17 protein-coding genes are annotated in these 19,489 nt (G+C 61.1%); 8 read left to right on the plus strand and 9 right to left on the minus strand.

What is annotated here, in order from left to right:
• Window positions 1-68 precede the first annotated feature (68 nt).
• Window positions 69-2,714, minus strand: a complete 2,646-nt coding sequence (gene pepN / locus CHEJ32_RS0107825) for an aminopeptidase N (RefSeq protein WP_028033366.1) — start codon at window positions 2,712-2,714, stop codon at window positions 69-71.
• A gap of 132 nt (window positions 2,715-2,846) precedes the next feature.
• Between pepN and CHEJ32_RS0107830 the strand changes: the two genes are divergently transcribed.
• Window positions 2,847-5,159 carry a xanthine dehydrogenase family protein molybdopterin-binding subunit gene (locus tag CHEJ32_RS0107830; RefSeq protein WP_028033367.1) on the plus strand — a complete coding sequence of 771 codons (2,313 nt, stop codon included), beginning with the start codon at window positions 2,847-2,849 and terminating at the stop codon, window positions 5,157-5,159.
• Window positions 5,160-5,223: 64 nt separating this feature from the next.
• Window positions 5,224-6,183 carry a DMT family transporter gene (locus CHEJ32_RS0107835; RefSeq protein WP_028033368.1) on the plus strand — a complete coding sequence of 320 codons (960 nt, stop codon included), beginning with the start codon at window positions 5,224-5,226 and terminating at the stop codon, window positions 6,181-6,183.
• A gap of 76 nt (window positions 6,184-6,259) precedes the next feature.
• Here CHEJ32_RS0107835 and CHEJ32_RS0107840 read toward each other — a convergent pair whose 3' ends face one another.
• Window positions 6,260-7,108, minus strand: coding sequence for a uracil-DNA glycosylase (locus CHEJ32_RS0107840; RefSeq protein WP_028033369.1), 849 nt, complete (start codon window positions 7,106-7,108; stop codon window positions 6,260-6,262).
• Window positions 7,109-7,150: 42 nt separating this feature from the next.
• Entirely contained in the window at window positions 7,151-7,738 is a 588-nt protein-coding gene (locus CHEJ32_RS0107845; RefSeq protein ID WP_028033370.1) for a hypothetical protein, read from the minus strand.
• 304 nt (window positions 7,739-8,042) lie between these two features.
• On the opposite strand from CHEJ32_RS0107845, the gene CHEJ32_RS0107850 reads away from it, so the two are divergent.
• On the plus strand, window positions 8,043-9,749 hold the full coding sequence (locus CHEJ32_RS0107850; protein WP_028033371.1) for an electron transfer flavoprotein-ubiquinone oxidoreductase: 1,707 nt from the start codon (window positions 8,043-8,045) through the stop codon (window positions 9,747-9,749).
• Window positions 9,750-9,783: 34 nt separating this feature from the next.
• Here the strand turns inward: CHEJ32_RS0107850 and CHEJ32_RS0107855 are convergent, their stop codons facing one another.
• Window positions 9,784-10,803 (minus strand): endonuclease/exonuclease/phosphatase family protein, encoded by a 1,020-nt coding sequence (locus CHEJ32_RS0107855; protein WP_034658084.1) that lies wholly within the window; start codon window positions 10,801-10,803, stop codon window positions 9,784-9,786.
• A gap of 161 nt (window positions 10,804-10,964) precedes the next feature.
• Here CHEJ32_RS0107855 and CHEJ32_RS0107860 point away from each other — a divergent pair, with 161 nt between their 5' ends.
• A complete protein-coding gene (locus tag CHEJ32_RS0107860) occupies window positions 10,965-11,588 on the plus strand; it encodes a class I SAM-dependent methyltransferase (RefSeq protein ID WP_028033373.1) in 624 nt (207 codons plus the stop codon).
• 1 nt (window position 11,589) lies between these two features.
• Here CHEJ32_RS0107860 and CHEJ32_RS0107865 read toward each other — a convergent pair whose 3' ends face one another.
• On the minus strand, window positions 11,590-13,089 hold the full coding sequence (locus tag CHEJ32_RS0107865) for an AMP nucleosidase (protein ID WP_028033374.1): 1,500 nt from the start codon (window positions 13,087-13,089) through the stop codon (window positions 11,590-11,592).
• 42 nt (window positions 13,090-13,131) lie between these two features.
• On the minus strand, window positions 13,132-13,317 hold the full coding sequence (locus CHEJ32_RS0107870) for a hypothetical protein (protein WP_028033375.1): 186 nt from the start codon (window positions 13,315-13,317) through the stop codon (window positions 13,132-13,134).
• A 204-nt stretch (window positions 13,318-13,521) separates the two neighbouring features.
• Here CHEJ32_RS0107870 and CHEJ32_RS0107875 point away from each other — a divergent pair, with 204 nt between their 5' ends.
• Together CHEJ32_RS0107875 and CHEJ32_RS0107880 are read left to right on the plus strand one after the other, a co-directional pair.
• On the plus strand, window positions 13,522-14,223 hold the full coding sequence (locus CHEJ32_RS0107875; RefSeq protein WP_028033376.1) for a glutathione S-transferase family protein: 702 nt from the start codon (window positions 13,522-13,524) through the stop codon (window positions 14,221-14,223).
• A 317-nt stretch (window positions 14,224-14,540) separates the two neighbouring features.
• On the plus strand, window positions 14,541-14,807 hold the full coding sequence (locus CHEJ32_RS0107880) for a sel1 repeat family protein (RefSeq protein ID WP_028033377.1): 267 nt from the start codon (window positions 14,541-14,543) through the stop codon (window positions 14,805-14,807).
• Window positions 14,808-14,892: 85 nt separating this feature from the next.
• Here the strand turns inward: CHEJ32_RS0107880 and CHEJ32_RS0107885 are convergent, their stop codons facing one another.
• Complete coding sequence (locus tag CHEJ32_RS0107885) at window positions 14,893-16,854, minus strand: acetyl/propionyl/methylcrotonyl-CoA carboxylase subunit alpha (RefSeq protein ID WP_028033378.1); 1,962 nt, start codon at window positions 16,852-16,854, stop codon at window positions 14,893-14,895.
• Between the two features lie 261 nt (window positions 16,855-17,115).
• Here CHEJ32_RS0107885 and CHEJ32_RS0107890 point away from each other — a divergent pair, with 261 nt between their 5' ends.
• Both CHEJ32_RS0107890 and CHEJ32_RS0107895 read left to right on the plus strand, forming a co-directional pair.
• On the plus strand, window positions 17,116-17,547 hold the full coding sequence (locus CHEJ32_RS0107890; protein ID WP_028033379.1) for a cyclopropane-fatty-acyl-phospholipid synthase family protein: 432 nt from the start codon (window positions 17,116-17,118) through the stop codon (window positions 17,545-17,547).
• Between the two features lie 127 nt (window positions 17,548-17,674).
• Window positions 17,675-18,226 (plus strand): DUF922 domain-containing Zn-dependent protease, encoded by a 552-nt coding sequence (locus CHEJ32_RS0107895; protein ID WP_084032736.1) that lies wholly within the window; start codon window positions 17,675-17,677, stop codon window positions 18,224-18,226.
• An 80-nt stretch (window positions 18,227-18,306) separates the two neighbouring features.
• On the opposite strand, the gene CHEJ32_RS0107900 is transcribed toward CHEJ32_RS0107895, so the two are convergent.
• Both CHEJ32_RS0107900 and CHEJ32_RS0107905 read right to left on the minus strand, forming a co-directional pair.
• Window positions 18,307-18,780 carry a DUF2019 domain-containing protein gene (locus tag CHEJ32_RS0107900; RefSeq protein WP_028033381.1) on the minus strand — a complete coding sequence of 158 codons (474 nt, stop codon included), beginning with the start codon at window positions 18,778-18,780 and terminating at the stop codon, window positions 18,307-18,309.
• Window positions 18,758-19,474 (minus strand): hypothetical protein, encoded by a 717-nt coding sequence (locus tag CHEJ32_RS0107905; RefSeq protein ID WP_028033382.1) that lies wholly within the window; start codon window positions 19,472-19,474, stop codon window positions 18,758-18,760. The genes CHEJ32_RS0107900 and CHEJ32_RS0107905 overlap by 23 nt, the downstream gene beginning before the upstream one ends.
• Window positions 19,475-19,489: the final 15 nt, after the last annotated feature.

Raw genomic sequence — 19,489 nt, forward strand, 5'->3', positions numbered from 1 at the left:
CATAAGGAATCAAAGCCGATTCGCCTTGTCTAGAGGGGCGGTCGCAAAATTGATTCGGGGGCTGCCGGTCAGGCGATCGTTCGCTCCAGAATGTCCCTGAGGTCGCGAGAGAGATTAGGCCGCCGGGCCATATCGGAGAGGGCGGCGCGGGCTTGCTCCTGCCTGCTCTTCTCGAGCGAGCGCCAGGATCGAAATGCTATGGCCAGGCGGGCGGCTACCTGCGGGTTGTTTTCCTCCACCTTCAGGATGGTCTCTGCGAGAAAACGATAGCCTTCCCCATCCGCGCGATGGAAGCCGGTTTGGTTGCTGCTTGCGAAGCCGCCAATCAGCGAACGGACACGGTTGGGATTGGTGATGGAGAAGGCCGGGTGCAGCATCAGCTTACGGACGAGATCGACGGTTTCCCGGCCGGGTATCGTCGCCTGCACCACAAACCACTTATCGAGGACCAGGGGATTGTCGTTATAGCGCTTCTCGAATGAGGCAAGCGCCTCATGAGCGTCTTCGCTTCCGACGAATTGATGCGCGAGCACGTTGAGTGCTGCGGCCCGTTCAGTCATGCTGCGGGCGGTTCGAAATTGTTGTGTTGCGAGCGCAGGCTCCGCCGAACCCGCGCTTAGATATTCTAAAAGCACGTTGCGGAGCGCACGCCTCCCGGCACTCTCGGCATCCGGGCTGAACGCGCCGTCGTTTCGCATTTGATCATAGACATTTGCGAAAGTTGGCTCAGCCTCTTTCCCAATCGCTGCGCGCAGCATGTCACGGGCGGCACCGATCGCATCCGGGTCAATATTGCTCCCGATCTCGCGTGCGATATCGGCCTCGGCGGGAAGCGCCAGCGCAAGTGCGCGATAGGCCGCCTCCAGATTTCCGTCGGCAGCGATCTCCGCTGGATAGTTGAGCAAGGCCTTATCGAAATCGGGCTTTCCCCCACGGCGGATCTGCGTGGAAGCGTCGACCAGGGCCTGTGTGAAAAGCGTGTTGAGTGCCTGCCAGCGGGAGAACAGATCGCTGTCATGCCGCGCCAGGAAGAACTGATCCTCGGCGCGCGCTTCCAGCGAGAGTGTGACCGGGGCCGAGAAGCCCCGGTTAAGAGAAATCACCGGCCGGGCGCTCACACCCTTGAATTGCACGATATGCCGCCGCTTGCGCAGGTGGATCACACCGTTCTCAATTGCCGCTCCCTCCGCGCTTTCATATTCCATGTCCTGTCCGTTGGGGCCGACAAGCCCGAAGGCGAGGGGAATGTGCATAAGGCGCTTGCGTGATTCGGAGGGCGTGGGCGGTACCGATTGCTCGATCTCCAGTGTGAACTCCTTCGCTTTTGCATCATAGCGTGCAGAAACCCCCACATGCGGCGTACCGGCCTGGTGGTACCAGAGCGCGAATTGCGAAAGATCCTTGCCCGACGCTTCTTCGAAGCACTTGAGGAAATCCTCGATGGTAACGGCCTGGCCGTCATGGCGCGCGAAATAGAGGTCCATGCCGGCACGGAAATGGTCCGGGCCGAGGATCGTATGGATCATCCGTACGACCTCGGAACCTTTCTCGTAGACCGTGGCCGTGTAGAAGTTGTTGATTTCCCGATACCGGCGGGGCCTTACGGGATGCGCGAGAGGTCCCTGGTCTTCGGGAAACTGATGCGCCTTGAGGGTACGCACTTCGGCGATGCGCTTTACCGCCCGTGAGCGCTGGTCTGCTGAGAATTCGTGGTCGCGATAGACGGTCAGGCCCTCCTTCAGGCAGAGCTGGAACCAATCACGGCAAGTGATTCTGTTGCCTGTCCAATTATGGAAATATTCGTGGGCGATGATGGCCTCGATATTGGCGTAGTCCGTATCCGTCGCCGTCTCCGGATCGGCCAGCACATATTTGTCGTTGAAGACGTTGAGCCCCTTGTTCTCCATCGCGCCCATGTTGAAATCCGACACGGCAACGATGTTGAAGACGTCGAGGTCATATTCGCGGCCGAAGCGCTCTTCGTCCCAGCGCATCGACCGCTTCAATGCATCCATCGCATAGGCGGCAAGCGGCTCCTTCCCGTGCTCGACATAGATGCCGAGCTTTACCCTCCGGCCCGACGCCGTGACGAATTCGTCGTGGATGCCACCGAGATCTCCGGCCACGAGCGCAAAGAGATAAGATGGCTTTGGATGAGGATCGTGCCAAACGGCATAATGCCAGCCATCCTTCAGGTCGCCAGCTTCGACGGGGTTGCCGTTGGACAGGAGCAACGGCGCCTCCTCCTTCCTTGCCTCGATACGGACGCGATAGGTGGAAAGCACGTCAGGCCGGTCCAGATAATAGGTGATGCGCCGAAAGCCCTCCGCCTCACATTGAGTGCAATAGACGCCGTTCGAAACGTAGAGACCCATCAGGGCTTTGTTTGCCGCCGGCTCGACATCTGTGACGATCGTCAGTTCGAATCGGCCTGTACGCGGCAGGCGTCTGATGATGAGCCGGTCCGGCGTCGCGTCATATGCTTCCGCCGGAAGGGGCTCGCCGTCGATCAGGAGATCGTCGAGCGCAAGTCCATCGCCGTCGAGGACGAGCGGCACTTCCCGGCCGGTTTCAGCGCGCCGTTCGACCGTCAACCTTGCGGTTACCTGCGTCCGATCACCATCGAGACGAAAGGTGAGATCCGTTTCCGGGATAAGATATGCGGTGGGGCGGTAATCTTCGAGGCGGAACACCTGGCCGGTGTCGGTGCGCATGGTTTTACTCCTGATGGGTCGGTGTCGCCGCCGAAGTTTTTCGAAGCGGGCTCTTTACACAATGCAACCTGTCGACAAAACTATCCAGGCTGCTAGGTTCGAAGTCTCCAATCACTTGCAAGGAATCTCGTTATGACGGTTCTCACACCGAAATTCGGCATGGGCGCCTCCGTGCTGCGCAAGGAAGATGAGAGCTTCATCACCGGTAAGGGCCGCTACACCGACGACATCACTCCGTCCGGCACCTTGCATGGATATGTCCTTCGTTCCCCTATTGCCAAGGCTCGTTTCACCATCGCATCCGTGGAGGCGGCCCGCGCTCTACCCGGCGTACACCTGGTGCTTACCGGAGCCGATACGGCGCATCTTGGCGATCTCAAGTCCTCTGTGATGCCCGAGCAGCCCGACGGCAGCAAGGCCCCGACCCGTGACATTCCCATACTCTGCCGCGACCGTGTTCAATATGTGGGTGATGCGGTCGCCTTCGTCGTCGCCGACACCCGCCAGCAGGCCCAGGATGCGGCGGAACTGATCGAAATCGACTATGAGGGCGAAGATCCGGTCATCGGCACCGCGCAAGCGCTTGAGGATGGCGCGCCGCTCGTTTGGCCGGAACTCGGCTCAAATCAGGCCTTCCTCTATCATGTCGGCGATAAGCAAAAGACCGACGCAGCCTTTGCCGAGGCCGACCGGGTGGTGGAGATCGCCTTCGTCAACAATCGACTGGTCGCAAACTATATGGAGCCGCGTTCGGCCTTGGCCGAATGGAAGCCCGAGGAAGATCGCTTCGTGCTGACCTCGGGCTCACAGGGCGTTCACTCCATGCAGGCAATCCTGGCCCGCGTCTTCGGTATTCCGGCATCGCAACTGCGGGTGGTCACCCCCGATGTCGGGGGTGGCTTCGGGACGAAAGGCTTCGTCTACCGCGAATATGTCCTTGTCATGGAAGCGGCGAAGAGGCTCGGCCGGCCGGTAAAATGGACTGGTGACCGCAATGAGCATTTCCTGACCGACAGTCAGGGCCGGGACAATGCGGTCAAGGCCGAAATGGCCCTTGATAAGACAGGCCGCTTTCTTGGGATGCGTGTGGAACTGCTTGCCAATATGGGCGCCTATATCCACCAGTTCGGCCCTTATATCCCGGTGGGCGGTGCGTCGATGACGACGGGTGTCTACGATATCCAGGCGATCGACGTGAATGTGAGGGGCGTCTACACCAACACCACCCCTGTGGATGCCTATCGGGGGGCAGGGCGGCCTGAAGCGGCCTTCCTGATCGAAAAGCTGGTGGAGGAATGCGCTCGCCAGATGAACCTTCCACGCGAGGAAATCCGCCGCCGCAACTTCATTAAACCGGAACAGTTCCCGTATCGCACGCCGACGGGCCGTCGCTACGATCTATGCGAGCTCGACGGCCACATGACGCTTGCGATGGAGCGGGCCGGCTGGGCCACGTTCGAACAGAGGCTCGAGGAATCGAGAAATCGGGGACGGATCCGCGGTATCGGCATGTCCACCTATATCGAGGCGTGTGCCTTCCCAGGGTCCGAACCCGCCTATCTCACGCTCAATGGCGACGGGACGGTGACCCTTGCGATCGGCACGCAATCCAACGGGCAGGGTCACGCGACGGCCTATGCGCAATTCGTGGCCGAGAAGCTCAACCTCGACATATCCAAAATCAACGTCCATCAGGGCGACACGGATGTTCTCGGGAAAGGTGGAGGCACCGGAGGCTCGCGTTCGATTCCTCTCGGCGGTGTCTCTGCGGCGCGCGCGGGCGAAGATCTCGCGCAAAAGATCAAGAAGGTGGCTGCCGATGAGATGGAGGCTTCGCCAGCCGATATCGAACTGGTCGACGGTGTTGCGCGTATTGTCGGCACCGATCGGGTGATGGATTTCGCTTCAATCGCCAGGGCCGCAAAGAACCCGGAGGATCTGAAAGGCTTCGGAACTTTCGAACAGCCCGAGCCGACTTACCCGAACGGCACTCATATCTGCGAGGTCGAGATCGATCCGGCCACAGGCAAGACAGAGGTCGTAGCGTACACCGTTGTCGATGATTTTGGCGCAACGGTAAATCCAATCCTCCTCGCCGGACAGATTCACGGCGGCATTGCTCAAGGCGTGGGGCAGGCGCTCACGGAGGAAGTGGTCTATTCGGATGACGGGCAACTGGTGACCGCCACGTTCATGGACTATTCCATGCCGCGCGCCGATCTGTTGCCATTCATCCAGTTCGAAACCCGCAACGTGCCGTCGTCTACCAACGCGCTGGGCATGAAGGGTGCAGGCGAGGCGGGCACCGTCGGCTCTACGCCGGCCACGCTCAATGCCGTCGTCGACGCGCTCTATCGCGCCTATGGTATCTCGCATATCGAGATGCCGGCCACCCCTGCGCGCATTTGGCAGGCGATTGCCGAGGCCCGCTCGAAATTCGCGTAACGATCTCGGCCCCGGCCGGGTAACCCGGCCGGGCATTATCCTCTCATTCAAGCCCGGTATAATCATGACGGTCGCCGCGAGCGATTTCGACACGGAGCCCAGACCTCTGGTCGGGATCGCCCTGAAGGTCATCTCAGTCTCAATCTTCGTGGCGATGTCCTCGCTCATCAAGGGGGCCGGAGATGTTCCGGCCGGCCAGATCGTTTTCTTTCGCTCCTTCTTCGCGATTTTCCCGATCGTGCTGATGCTCGCCTGGCAGCGCGAGCTTGCGACTGCGTTCCATACAAAGCACCCGGTGGGGCATGTCATGCGGGGAGTGGTCGGAGTCGCCGCTATGGGGCTCGGCTTTTTCGGACTGACCCGCCTGCCGCTTCCGGAAGCCATCACCCTCAACTATGCTCAGCCCCTCCTTGTGGTGGTCTTTTCCGCCATCTTCCTTGGAGAAGCGGTGCGCATCTATCGGTGGAGTGCGGTGACGGTAGGTTTTCTTGGCGTGGTCATCATCGCTTGGCCCAATCTCACGCTTTTGACCGGCAGCACATCGGCTATGGAGGCGGACGAGGCCGTGGGTGTCATCGCCACTTTGACGGGGGCTGCTGCGTCTGCAGTCGCGATGCTGCTTGTGCGTCGGCTGGTGCTCACCGAGAAAACCGCGACGATCGTCTTATGGTTTTCCGTCACCGCGAGTGTCCTCGCTCTTGCAACCATTCCTTTCGGCTGGATTTGGCTGAGCCACTGGCAGTTCCTTGCCCTGGCCGGGGCTGGCGTTTGCGGCGGGGTCGCGCAGATTTTGATGACCCAGTGCTATCGGCATGCCGAACTTTCGACCATCGCCCCCTTTGAATACACTTCGATGATCCTCGCGATCCTGGTCGGCTATTTCGCCTTCGGCGACATCCCCACCATTTATACCCTGGTCGGTGGCGTCGTGGTCGTGGGCGCCGGCCTATTCATCATATGGCGCGAACGCCAGCTCGGCTTGAAGCGCGTGGCGGCACGCAGATTTGTGCCGCCGAGCCCGTAAAGGGAGGGAATAGGACGTAGGGGGCAGCATGCGATTGTTCTAGTCGAGACAATCGCGACGATCCTGTTTCTCCCGCTTACTGCCCGCTCAACTTCATCTTCACCGCCAGAAGGTCTCGCCAGGCGAGCTTCTTATGGGCCGGATTCCGCAAGAGATAAGCGGGATGCAATGTCGGCATCGTCGGGATTTCCACGCCGCCCGGCGTGCGGTGCACGGACCAGGTGCCGCGCAGCCGCATGATGCCGGTCTGGGTGCCCAGCAGGAGTTTGGTCGAGGGATTGCCGAGTGTGACCAGAACCTTGGGCGCGACGAGTTCGATATGTCGTTCGATGAAGGGCCGGCAAATCTCGGTTTCGAGCGGAGAGGGGTCCCTGTTGCCCGGCGGCCGCCAGGGAATGACGTTGGTGATATAGGCTGTCGTCCGGTCGCGTCCGATCGCTGCCAGCATCCGGTCGAGGAGCTGGCCGGAGCGCCCGACGAAAGGCAGCCCCTGCAGGTCCTCGTCACGACCCGGTGCCTCACCCACGAGCATGAAGTCGGCTTCCTGGTTTCCGTCGGCAAAGACGAGATTCTTAGCCGTGAATCGAAGATTGCAGCCGTCGAACTCCGCCAGGATCGCTTTCAACTCACCAAGGGTTTTGGCTTGCCGCGCGACTTCCCGGGCGCGCGCTGCCTGGGCCTCATCCGGAACCGCTGCGGGCTGCGCCACCACCACCGCGGGGCGGGCCGGCGCCGTTCCGGGGGCCGTTTGACCGCTGCCGTTTTCAGCTCGGGTAACGGGAACCGGCTCGGATATGGCTGCCGCCCTCGTGCTTGTTTCCGCGAAGCGGTTCAAGGGTTCCTCGGTGAGCGGCTCGTCCACTCCGGCCTCCGAATAGAAGGCGAGCAGTTCTCGTAGGCCGGCGATGTCGGGGGTCGGGGTCATAGCCCTATCTCACCCGCGAGCGCAGATAATGCAAGCGCGGCGTCAGGAGAGAGGTATCCGTGGGTCCTCGACCAAATAGAACTGATAGGTGGGCGTGAGATCGGTGATCAGCATTTTGAACGTGGCCGTTTCCTTGGGATCGACCTTTCCGTCGTGGAAGAGCAGGCGATCGTATGGCTCGAAATCACGGCTGAATGCGGCGAAGGTGTCAGCCCCGATCGTTCCTCCTTCCGCCTGGGCCTGATCAAAGGAGAGCCCGTCGCCATAGACGCTGGGCTGCCCAAGATGGACCTGTAACTCGTAGGAAAACTCCACCCACGGGAGCCCGCTTCCATTCACGATTTCTACCTCAAGATAAAGTGCCATGCCGGGCCGATGGGTTTCCTTGGAAGGGGCGCGTGCCCCATCCTGCCGGATGACCAGGATGACCGCACTCGCGGAAGATAGTTCTTGCGTGACGACAACCGGATCGGCTTTTGTGCCGCTGCCGCGGATATCGAGAATGTTGAACCCGCCAAGCTCGTCGGAGAAGGAAAAGCCCCCGGCCAGCCATCGGCCGTCATCAGCCGGTCCCGCGCCGAGCAGGAAGGCTGCGGCGACCACGGCTGCCAAATTTGCGGTACGTGCCATAGGCCTGCTCCCGCGCCAGCGGCACACGACACGCGCGCCGGCGGCGCGAGCGCATTCTACGCGAGAATGCACGTATGGCCGATAGTGAAAATGGGATAGCCATTCCGACGCACGCGAACCAAACGGTCCGCGAGCTGCCGTGTGATCCAAGCCGATGCCAGAACGCCCTCTTTCACATGTATAACTGAATGTATCCATTGAGCGGAAAGGGACCGGTTCTTTTGCCTCTTCTGGTGGTTTCGCTCCCGGTGGTGATGCGCTATAGCCGGGCCGCAACGTCAATCGTGGCGCTTAGGAGGGCTGGATGATCGAGCGGGAAAGCATGGAATTCGATGTGGTCATCGTCGGCGCGGGCCCGGCGGGGCTTGCCGCATCGATCAGGCTGAAACAGCTTAATCCAGAGCTTTCCGTCGTCGTTCTCGAAAAGGGCGGCGAAGTGGGCGCGCATATTCTCTCCGGCGCCGTTGTCGACCCGATCGGAATCGACAAGCTGTTGCCCGGCTGGCGGGAGGAGGATGGGCACCCCTTTCAAACGCCCGTAACCCAGGATGACTTCCTGGTGCTCGGGCCGGCGGGATCGGTGCGGCTCCCCAATTTCATGATGCCGCCGCTCATGAACAACCACGGCAACTACATCGTTTCCCTCGGCAATGTCTGCAAGTGGCTCGCCGAGAAGGCCGAAGCGCTGGGCGTTGAGATCTATCCGGGCTTTGCCGCCGTAGACGTCATCTATAACGACGAGAATGCCGTCGTGGGTGTCGTGACCGGCGACATGGGCGTGGAGCGCGACGGTACCCATGGCCCCGCCTACCAGCCCGGTATGGCGCTCCTCGGAAAATATGTGCTGATCGGGGAAGGCGCGCGGGGCTCTCTCGCCAAGCAGCTGATCGCTCGCTATGCGCTTTCGGAGGAACGTGAGCCGCAGAAATTCGGCATCGGCCTCAAAGAGCTTTGGGAAGTAGCGCCGGAAAAGCACAGGCCCGGTCTTGTACAACACTCATTCGGCTGGCCGCTCGACCGGCAGACCGGCGGTGGCTCCTTCCTCTATCACTTCGGTGACAATCTGGTGGCTGTCGGCTTCGTCGTCCACCTCAACTACAAGAACCCCTACCTCTCACCCTTCGAGGAATTCCAGCGCTTCAAGACGCATCCTGCAATCCGCGGCACGTTCGAGGGCGGGAAACGCCTCTCCTATGGCGCGCGCGCCATCACCGAGGGCGGCTGGCAGTCGGTGCCGAAGATGAGCTTCCCCGGTGGTCTCCTTGTCGGATGCTCCGCCGGACTCGTAAACGTGCCGCGCATCAAGGGCTCGCACAATGCCGTGCTCTCAGGCATGCTCGCCGCCGAGCATGTGGCAGAGGCGATTGCAGCAGGGCGCGCCAATGACGAGCTTTCCGCCTACGAGCAAGCGTGGCGCGGCTCCGAAATCGGCAAGGACCTGAAGCGGGTGCGCAATGTGAAGCCGCTCTGGTCGCGCTTCGGTACGATCCTCGGCATCGGCCTGGGTGGCCTGGATATGTGGTTCAACACGCTGCTCGGCTTCTCTCCTTTCGGCACGCTGCGCCACGGCAAGCCGGACTATGCCTCGCTCGATCCCGCCGAGAAGCATGCGCCGATCGAATATCCAAAACCGGATGGCGTACTTACTTTCGACCGCCTCTCCTCCGTGTTTCTCTCGAATACGAACCACGAGGAAGATCAGCCGGTGCATCTGCAGGTCAGGGACATGGAACTGCAGAAGGCATCCGAATATGGCGTCTATGCCGGACCGTCCACGCGCTATTGCCCGGCTGGGGTCTATGAATGGGTGGATGCGGAAGGGAATTCTCTGGCAGGCGGGCCCGGTGCCGCTGAGAAGGGTGGAGCGGTGCCCAAGAGTGCCGATGCGCGCTTCGTCATCAATGCGCAGAACTGCGTGCACTGCAAGACCTGTGACATCAAGGACCCGAACCAGAACATCAACTGGGTCCCGCCCCAGGGCGGTGAAGGGCCTGTCTACCAGAACATGTGAAAGCCGACGGCGGCAGTGCCGCCGCAGCGCAGGTTCAGTTGAGCGGGCGAAGGGAAGCTTGCAGCGTTTGCGATTCTCCCGGGCGAGGTAGGATGCTGAACTCCACCAGCACCGGGAGATGATCGGAACCGACGCTCTCCAGCCGCTTTGTTTGGACCGCCGTGATCCGGCCCTTTACGAAAACATTGTCGATCGGCAGACCGACCGTTCGCCGAAGCCAGTCAGGCAATGGCTGCGCGAGCCAGCTCGGCCCTATATGGCGAAGCCTCGTGAAACCACCTGCAGCTGCAAGCCGTTCTGCCGTCGCGCTCCAGGGCACAGCATTGAAATCCCCTGCCAGGATGGCGCTGGAGCCGAGTTTCGTTTGAAGTGTCTTCGTGATCGGCTCGATCTGTCTTGGCTGGTCGAATGGCCACGGCCAGCCAAGGTGAAGGGCGGCGATGTCGACCGCCGCTCCGCCAAAATTGATCGTGGCGATCGCGAGCGTGTTCCGGTTCAAGCATTTCGTGGTGGACGGGTGCAGGAATGGGCGCCGCGACAGGATCGCCACGCCACCGATGCCGGGCCGCTGGCAGAATTGATGATAGGGGAATGTCTTCTCGATGAAGGAAAGCTCGCGCCGCCACATATGGGAAACCTCCTCCAGCGTCACCACATCTGCACCGCTGCGGCCGATGAGCGACAGGACTTCCTTGGGCGTGCGGTTGTCATAGCGCAGGTTGAGCTGCAGCAGCCGGTATCGGGCCGTAGATTGAGCGGATGCTTCCGCCGTCCCGCCGGACAATCCGCGCAGCAGCGAGAGATCGAGCACGCTGGTAAAGGCCATGATAGCCAGCGCAAGCGCGACAATTCCAAGCATCCGCCAACCCGTGATGAAGACGAGCGGAAGAGCGGTGATCGCAAGAAGAACGGTCAGATGCGCCCGGAAATGGGTAAATGCGTCGAATGCCGGATGGACGTTCTTCAGAAAACCCAGCACCAGCGGCACCGATATCAGCAGTGTGGCTGCTATCGAGACGAAAGCAACAGGCGTTATTCTGGGCAGGTTCGACATGTCGTCTTGTAGCGGCGCAATTATGGCATCGACAAGGGGAAGTGGTGCTGCAAAACCGCATCGGGATAAGATTTGCCGAGCGCACGCGTGTTCGGGCTGCCGACAAGTTGCCGGAATCAGGGAATAGCTGTAGCTTCCGCTACCTCTTCAAGGGACGATCAATGGCGCGCTGCAATCACGAGAGACACGGTACACCGTCGGATGTGGTCCCCTTCTTGCGCGCATGGCTGGCGCATCCCCTGCGGGTCTCCGCCATTGCCCCGTCGAGTTCGGCGCTCGCCGATCTCATCACCAGTGAGATAAGGCCGAGCGCGGCACCGGTGCTGGAGCTCGGTGCCGGCACCGGCGTTTTCACTCGCGCTTTGCTGAAGCGGGGCCTCGCGCAAGAGGATCTAACGATCATCGAGCTCGGTGCCGATTTCGTCGCTCTGCTGCAGAAGCGCTTTCCGGAGGCACGGGTGCTTCCCGTCGATGCCGCCCGTCTTCCACAATTCGGCCTTTACGAAGGTAGCCCGGTGGGCGCTGTGGTCAGTGGACTACCACTTTTGTCCATGAGCCCGCGCAAGGTGATGGCAATCGTCGGCGGAGCCTTCTTTTATATGCGGCCGGGGGCTGCATTCTACCAGTTCACCTATGGGCCGCGGTGTCCCGTCCCCAGGCCGATACTGGACCGCCTGGGGCTGAAAGCCACGCGCATCGGCCGGGCGATGCTGAATGTCCCGCCCGCTGCGGTCTACCGTATCACGCGCAGAAGCCCGCTCCATATACCGACGGGGCAGGCATAGGCTACTGGAAGGCAGTCTCCGAGAAGCTGCGCAGTTTTCTGGAGTGGAGCCGCTCCGGCGGCATGGCTGCCAGCTTCTCAACCGCGCGAATGCCGATCTTGAGGTGTTGCGCGACTTGCCGCTTGTAGAAATCCGTCGCCATACCCGGAAGCTTCAATTCGCCGTGCAAGGGCTTGTCGGAAACACAGAGCAGCGTGCCATAGGGGACCCGGAACCGGAACCCGTTGGCCGCGATCGTGGCCGATTCCATATCGAGCGCGATCGCGCGGGATTGCGAGAGCCGCTGCACGGGACCACGTTGCTCGCGCAACTCCCAGTTACGGTTGTCGATCGTGGCCACGGTGCCGGTCCGCATGATCCGCTTCAGTTCGTAGCCGGACAGCCCGGTGATCTCGGCTACCGCCTCCTGTAGAGCCACCTGCACCTCGGCAAGGGCGGGCAGCGGCACCCATACCGGCAGGTCCTCGTCGAGAACGTGATCCTCGCGCACATAAGCATGCGCAAGAACGTAATCGCCCAGCGCCTGCGTGTGGCGAAGGCCGGCGCAATGGCCGAGCATCAGCCATACATGCGGGCGGAGTACGGAGATATGGTCCGTTATTGTTTTCGCGTTGGAGGGGCCGACGCCGATATTTACCATCGTGATGCCGCCATGATCCGGCTTCTTGAGATGATAGGCCGGCATCTGTGGCTGGCGTGGAAGCGCTATGTCCGGAGCCGCTTTTTGGCCTGAGATGGTCACGATATTGCCGGGCTCCACGAAGGACTCGTAACCCTCGCCGCCCTTCGCCATCAATTCGCGCGCGAGCGCGCAGAATTCGTCGATATAGAACTGATAATTCGTGAACAGCACGAAATTCTGGAAATGCTCGGGAGCCGTCGCCGTGTAGTGCGACAGACGGTGGAGGGAATAGTCGATGCGCTGTGCCGTGAAGGGAGCAAGCGGCATCGGCTCTCCCGGCCCGGGCTCATATGTACCGTTGACGATGTCGTCGTCGAGGATGTTGAGGTCCGGCACATCGAACAGGTCGCGCAATGGGCGCTTCAGCTCTGCGATGATCGCGCCTTCGACGTAAGTGTCCTTCAGAAACGCGAAATGAAGCGGGATCGGCGTTTCCGATTCCGCGACCGTTACCTCTACGCCGTGGTTGCGCATGAGCAGACCGAGCTGATCGACGAGATAACTCTCGAAAAGGTCGGGCCGGGTGATCGTGGTGCCATAATTGCCTGGCGCGGGCACGTGACCATAGGCGAGCCGGGTGTCAATCTGGGCAAAAGTTGCAGTAGAAAGACTCACCGCCGGATAAAATGCGCGGTATCGGCAATCGCTTTCGCCTGTCTGGCCGACCCGGAAAAAGGCGTCGCGCAAGAAGGCAGTGTTCCGCTCATATATTTCCTTCAGAGCCTGGACGGCTTGCCGGGGATCGCTGAAAGATCTCCGCGCGACAGGCTCCGGGCTGGATATGGTTTCGATCGGTCTATGGTAGATTCGCTTGTCCATACCCCATTATAGGAATTTCGTTCGGCCTTTTCGAGCCATCCGCTAGCGGTTCCGCTGCAGGTTCACCAGCAGCACGAAACCCGCACCGGGAGATTGTTTTTTGTAGAAACCGTTCGTGCCGCCATCGATCGCTGGAATCCCGCTCACCGCCATCATCGGAAGCGCGAGCAGGGAGAGAGCCACCACTGCCCTTGCCAGAAGCGTCTTAAGTTCCAGGAAATTTGCCATCACTGCCCACCGACCCGGTCTTTGGTTTGCTGGAGAGAGCCGCAGTCGGCTCGAGCGTCGGGGCATATTCTCCGAGCGGCGCTGAACCAGTTCTGATCCGGGCGTTCATCCGGCGTTCAAGATCATTGATCGCCGGCTTATTTCGATGGATATTGAACGAGAGCTCTCAATACCCACATTTCTTCCTCCACAGGAGAAAGCCTCATGACGACTCAGACGAAGCCGATCGAGCTGCATTATTGGCCGACGCCGAATGGCTACAAGATAACCATCATGCTCGAGGAGCTCGGGGTTCCCTACGAAGTGCGCTACGTCAATATCGGTCGTGGCGATCAGTTCAAGCCGGAATTCCTGAAGATCTCGCCGAACAATCGTATGCCTGCCATCGTGGATCCAGAGGGACCCGGCGGCGAGCCGATTTCGGTCTTCGAGTCGGGCGCGATCCTTCAATATCTGGGGCGCAAGTTCGGCCGCTTTTATCCGTCCGACGAGCGGGAAAGAGTGGAAGTAGAGCAGTGGTTGTTCTGGCAGGTCGGGGGGCTTGGTCCCATGGCCGGCCAGGCGCACCATTTCCGCAATTATGCTTCGGAGAAGATTCCCTACGCCATCGAGCGCTACACAAACGAATGCAACCGGCTCTATGGCGTGATGGACAAGCGTCTCGCCGACCGGGATTTCCTGGCCGGGGACTACTCGATTGCAGATATGGCATCCATCGGTTGGGTGAAGTCGCATGAAGGTCAGGGGCAGGACCTGAACAATTTCCCGCACCTGAAGCGCTGGTTCGACAGGATGCTGGCGCGGCCTACGGTCCAAAGAGGACTGGAGATCGGCCAGGAGCACCGGCGCAACATCGCCAATGACGATGAAGCAAAGAAGGTGCTTTTCGGTCAGAAGGCACGCTGACCAGCTGGAACTCACGCGATGTGCAGGCGGGGTCTCCCCGCCTGTTTTGATTCCAGCCTTCACCAATGCATTTCGGCATGGTTAGAAAAGCATTGCCGGCAGCAGCACCGCCAAGCCTTCGGAAAAATCGAAAATGCCCGCGGTTCCGGCATTTCCATCCTTAACGGAATCTAGCCGTTTACTTCTTGTTTTACCTTTGTTTTCCGTGCGTTAATCAAGCCGCTTAACGGCCGTTTCAACGCTCTCTGGCATCCTTCGAACCATCAAAGCACCGCGAAAAAAACAGCGGGCTCTCAGGACGAACAGGGATTTCTGAAATGGCACGTTTCAACATCGAAGAGGCGGAGACAGGCGCGATCGGCGCCGGCGCTCAGACCGATATGCTCTTCCAACTGGGCGTGATGTATGCCACCGGCCGCGATTGCGACGTGGATCTGGTCGCCGCCCACAAATGGCTCAACATCGCAGCCATCAAGGGTTCCGAAAAAGCGGCGCGGATGCGCGCCGACCTCGCCGCTGTCATGCCGAAGACCGACATCGCCCGCGCGTTGCGCGAGGCGCGCGAATGGATGACGATGCACTGAATTCCGGAAAGTGAGGGGGCGCGGCACCGTTGCGTGCCGAAAGAGACGCCACGGACGGCAGATCAGCCGCCCACGGCGTTTCGATTCATGCGCCCTGTTCCTCGAACCGCACCAAAACGGTGCCGTCATTCACTTGCATTCCCTCCGCCGCGATTTCTGCAACCACGCCGTCATGAGGCGCGGTGATCGTGTGCTCCATCTTCATGGCTTCGAGAACGAGAAGCGCTTGGCCCTTCTTCACGGCCTGCCTCGGCGCGGCGCGCACCAGCTTCACCAGCCCCGGCATGGGAGCACGCAGGCTTTCGCCCGCAGAGCCAGCCTCCTCTGCAAGAGCGAGGGGATCGTGGAGGCGGAAGGTATGGCTGCTTGCCCCTTCGAAGATCGTAAGATGACCCGGCCAGGCAGCGATCCGCGGGTTCGCATCCACGGATAGCTGGAAGATCTCGTCCGCCCCATCTCCTTCAGGCCGGACCGAGAAGCGCCCGTCCCGGTGCCCGGTGATGGCGAAGGTGGAGCTCTGATCTCCGTGGTGAAGCGTGCGCCGGTGGGTAAGGGGGTGGAAATGCGCATAGGCCGGAATGGCGTCGAAGGGATCGGGCGCATCCGGCAGGGATCGGGCGCCGGACGCGGCGAGTGCGGCGACCGCCGCGATGCGCGGGGCAGGCTCGGGAAGCCGGGTCAACGCCTCCTGACGCCGCGCGATAAGCCCGGTGTCCACGCGGCCTGAAGCGAATTCCGGGTCGCGCGCAAGTTGCGCGAGGAAGCCCGTGTTCACCGTCGAACCGGCGATCTCCGTCCCGTCCAGGGCGACAGCGAGCGCGGCAAGGGCATTCTTTCGATTTTCCGCATGGACGACGAGCTTGGCGATCATCGGATCGTAATAGGGCGTGACGGCGTCGCCCTCGCGCACGCCGGTTTCCACGCGGATCGAGGCGCCGGGAAGCTCTTTCGGAAAGCGCAGGTGGTGGAGCGTACCGGTTGCGGGCAGGAAGTCGCGCGCGGGGTCTTCGGCGTAGATCCGCGCTTCGAAAGCGTGTCCCGAAAGGGCGATCTCCTCCTGCGCGCGGGGGAGGGCCTCGCCAGCCGCGATGCGGATCTGCCATTCCACGAGGTCGATTCCGGTCACCATCTCCGTGACGGGATGCTCCACCTGCAACCTCGTGTTCATCTCCATGAACCAGAAGCGATCGGGCTTCAGCCCCTTGGACGCGTCGACGATGAACTCGACGGTGCCCGCGCCCGCATAGCCAATCGCCTGGGCGGCCTTTACGGCGGCCTGCGTCATGGCCGCGCGCATGGCGACGGTCATGCCTGGGGCGGGTGCCTCCTCGATCACCTTCTGGTGACGCCGTTGCGCCGAGCAGTCGCGCTCGAACAGGTGGACGACATTGCCGTGCCGGTCGCCGAACACCTGCACCTCGATGTGGCGCGGCTTCTCGATCCATTTTTCGACCAGCACCTGGGCATCGCCGAAAGCGGCTTTCGCCTCGCGCTTCGCGGCGGCCAGTGCGTCGGCGAACTGGTCGGGGTCGTCCACGCGGCGCATGCCCTTGCCGCCGCCGCCCGCCCGCGCCTTGATCAGTACGGGATAGCCGATCTCGCGCGCCTTCGTGGCGAGCACCACCACTTCCTGCGCCTCGCCGTGATAGCCGGGGACTACAGGCACGCCGGCCTTCTCCATCAGCCGCTTTGCCGCGTCCTTGTGGCCCATGGCGCGGATGGCCTTTGCCGAGGGGCCGATGAAGACCAGCCCCGATCTTTCCACCGCCTCCACGAAATCCGGATTTTCCGAAAGGAAGCCGTAGCCCGGATGGATAGCCTCGGCACCGGCAGCTTTCGCGGCGGCGATGATGCGGTCGCCATCCAGATAGCTGCCGGCTGCCGCTGCCCCGCCTATATGCACCGCCTCGTCGGCCGTCGCCACATGCAGCGCCCTGGCATCCGCATCCGAATAGATGGCGACGGTGGAAATCCCCATGCGGGCGCAGGTGCGCATGATGCGGACGGCGATCTCGCCGCGATTGGCGATCAGGACTTTTTTGAACATCCGGTCTCCTCTCGGCAGGCAGGCGTGATTTGCACCGATCTATAGCGCGAGGAAAGGAAACCGTCATAGGCCCGTTTGGATCGTCCTGCCGCCTCTCTTGCCCTCCAGGCACTTCCTCGGGATAAGCCGGCCTGCGGACGCGGGGGAACGCTTCCCCTGCGGCAGGACGTTTGGAGCGAAGCCGGGGCAAGTGTTAGAAATCTCGGGAATGGCGGCTTTCGGCTCTCCGTCAGTCCAGGAAACGCAAGTGGGCTATCGCAGATGGCAACGGATCTCTCGCCAAGGCTTCTCGCCATTGTGAACGCGCTGCCGCTGAAGGAAGGCATGCGCGTGCTTGAGATCGGCTGCGGGCCGGGCGGCATGGCACGGGAGATCGCTGGACGCATCGGCCATGGGCATGTGCTCGCCATCGATCGCTCGGCCAAGGCTATCGCCCAGGCAAAAGCTTTATCGCAGGCGGAGATCGCGGCGGGGCGGCTGAGCCTGCGGCAGGTGGCAGCGGAGGATCTGGAACTGGAACCGGGCGAAGCCCGATACGACATCGCGGTCGCCGTCCGCGTCGGGGCGCTCGACGGCCGCCATCCGGGGGCAGGCCGGCTCGCCAGACGCCGCATCGCGGCGGCGCTCAAGGCCGGCGGTCGCCTTTTCATCGATGGCGGCGATCCCCTGCGTGAAATCGCGCTTGAGGATTGAGGCCGCGCCAGCCCTTGACCTGACGTTCATTCGACTGTCAGTTCGGGCGGCTGAGAAGGACTTGTTTGGAGAGGGGCGATTGCTGAAAAAAGGTCTGCCGACGGCGCTTGTTGCGGCCTGTCTCCTGATGCCGCACGCGCCGGCACGGGCCGAGTGGAAGCCCACGGAGAAGATCGTAACCTATCCGGTCTCCGGCAGGACCGGCATCGATCTCTATCGCTCGATCGGGGAAAACGGGCCGAAAGTGGGCATCGGCCGGGTGATCGCCTATACGGATTTCGACCTGAAATGGTCGCGCGACTACCAGAAGCGAAACGGCGGCTGCGTTCTCGCCTCGGCAAAACCGTTCCTCACCATTACCTATCGTCTGCCAAAAGTCTCCGGCGATCTCCCGCCCGAGACACGCCGGCTGTGGGAGACGTTCGTCACCGGGGTCGAGAAGCACGAGCGTGTGCATGGCGAGATCATCCTCGACATGGTGAAGAAGATCGAGGCTTTCTCCGTCGGCCTCACCGTGCAGGACGATCCGAACTGCAAGAAGATCCGCGAAGTGCTGACGAAGAAGCTCGGCGAACTGTCACAGGAGCAGCGGCAGAAGAGCCGCGCGTTCGACCGGGTGGAGATGAGCGACGGCGGCAATGTGCACCAATTGGTGCTGGCGCTGGTGAACGGGGAATAAAGGCCCTTGTTCATGGTATGTTCTCCGTATAACATGGCCGTAAACGGCTGTATGGAGGATAAAGCCGATGCCCGGTTTCATCAAAACCACGGCTGCTCGGGGCGTCGCGGCACATCGATCCCGTAAGCTCTCAGCGGCTCGATCAGTTCGTTGCGATCATAGGTTCTGATGCCGAAGTGCTTTTCAAGGTAGGAACTGGCCCCCATGCGGATAGTAACCCGTTCCATGGGGGCCGTTTCATCTGGCAGCTTGTCCACGATGAGGTGTCCAAGGATCGGAATTGCTTTGTCCGGGTCCCATTTGATGACCTGCCCCGCCGCCCACATGCGAACCTGCGGCGTCTCGTGGCTCAAGAGGTTTTCCAGAACGTCGCGCCCCCGTGGGCCGGCATCGAGGATCGCTTTCAGGGCCTCCAGGACCTTCTTGTGCAGCCTGTTGTAAGCTCGGGTGTTGTCGGTGCGATCGGCGATTGCCTGTTCTTGCAGCCGGCGGACAAATTCCTCCGCCCATTGTTCCAGGTTTTTACTGGATCTACTGGATTGCGCCGAAGTCATAGCCGAGTTCCTCGTAGGCTTCCTTTATCAGGCGAATGCCGAAATTATATTGGTCTTCAAAGGACATCTCTTCAACGATAGAGCGCAGCACACGCCCATCAGCATTGGGTGCAACCTGGCTCATTTTTGCAGTAACGCGCCGATGCACCTCGACAGGCAAGTTGATGATGTTGTCGGTGCTGTGAATTTGCGCCGGCGGGAAGATTCCCTTATCCGCAAGCCTCTTTTCCATGATATGGTGCCATTCACGGCCGGGACCGGCAGGCCCGAGGTAATTGCGCAGTTCTCGTTCACTGCGAAAGCGGATGACTGGGTGCTGCGGCCGACGAGGCGTTGGCGGCCCGATTCGCCCGGTGTCCTTGTCAAACTCTTCGTTGCCGGGAAACTCATCACCCAGATCCCAAATCCGCCGCGAGCGACGAAGGTACGGAGCGGTGCGCCTGATCGCCTCCCGGAGCAGTTTGATAGCAGGCATTCCGACAAAACGCAGGACTGGCAGCGCGGCGTTAATGGCCTCGCTGATCCACTGCCCGCCGATTCCGTGGGCACTCCCAGCCGGAGCCCGTGGCTGGAGATGCCAACACGGATTATATTTGACGGCATTCCGTAACCGTAAACATGAGCGCATCACGCGATTTGCTGCGAGGCAGCTTTTGATTCTGAGAAGTTCGATTTCTTCGATTAAATCTTCCATTATCCCTTCCCGCCA

Origin of the sequence: Chelativorans sp. J32 (assembly GCF_000518985.1) — a bacterium.
Lineage (GTDB): Bacteria > Pseudomonadota > Alphaproteobacteria > Rhizobiales > Rhizobiaceae > Chelativorans.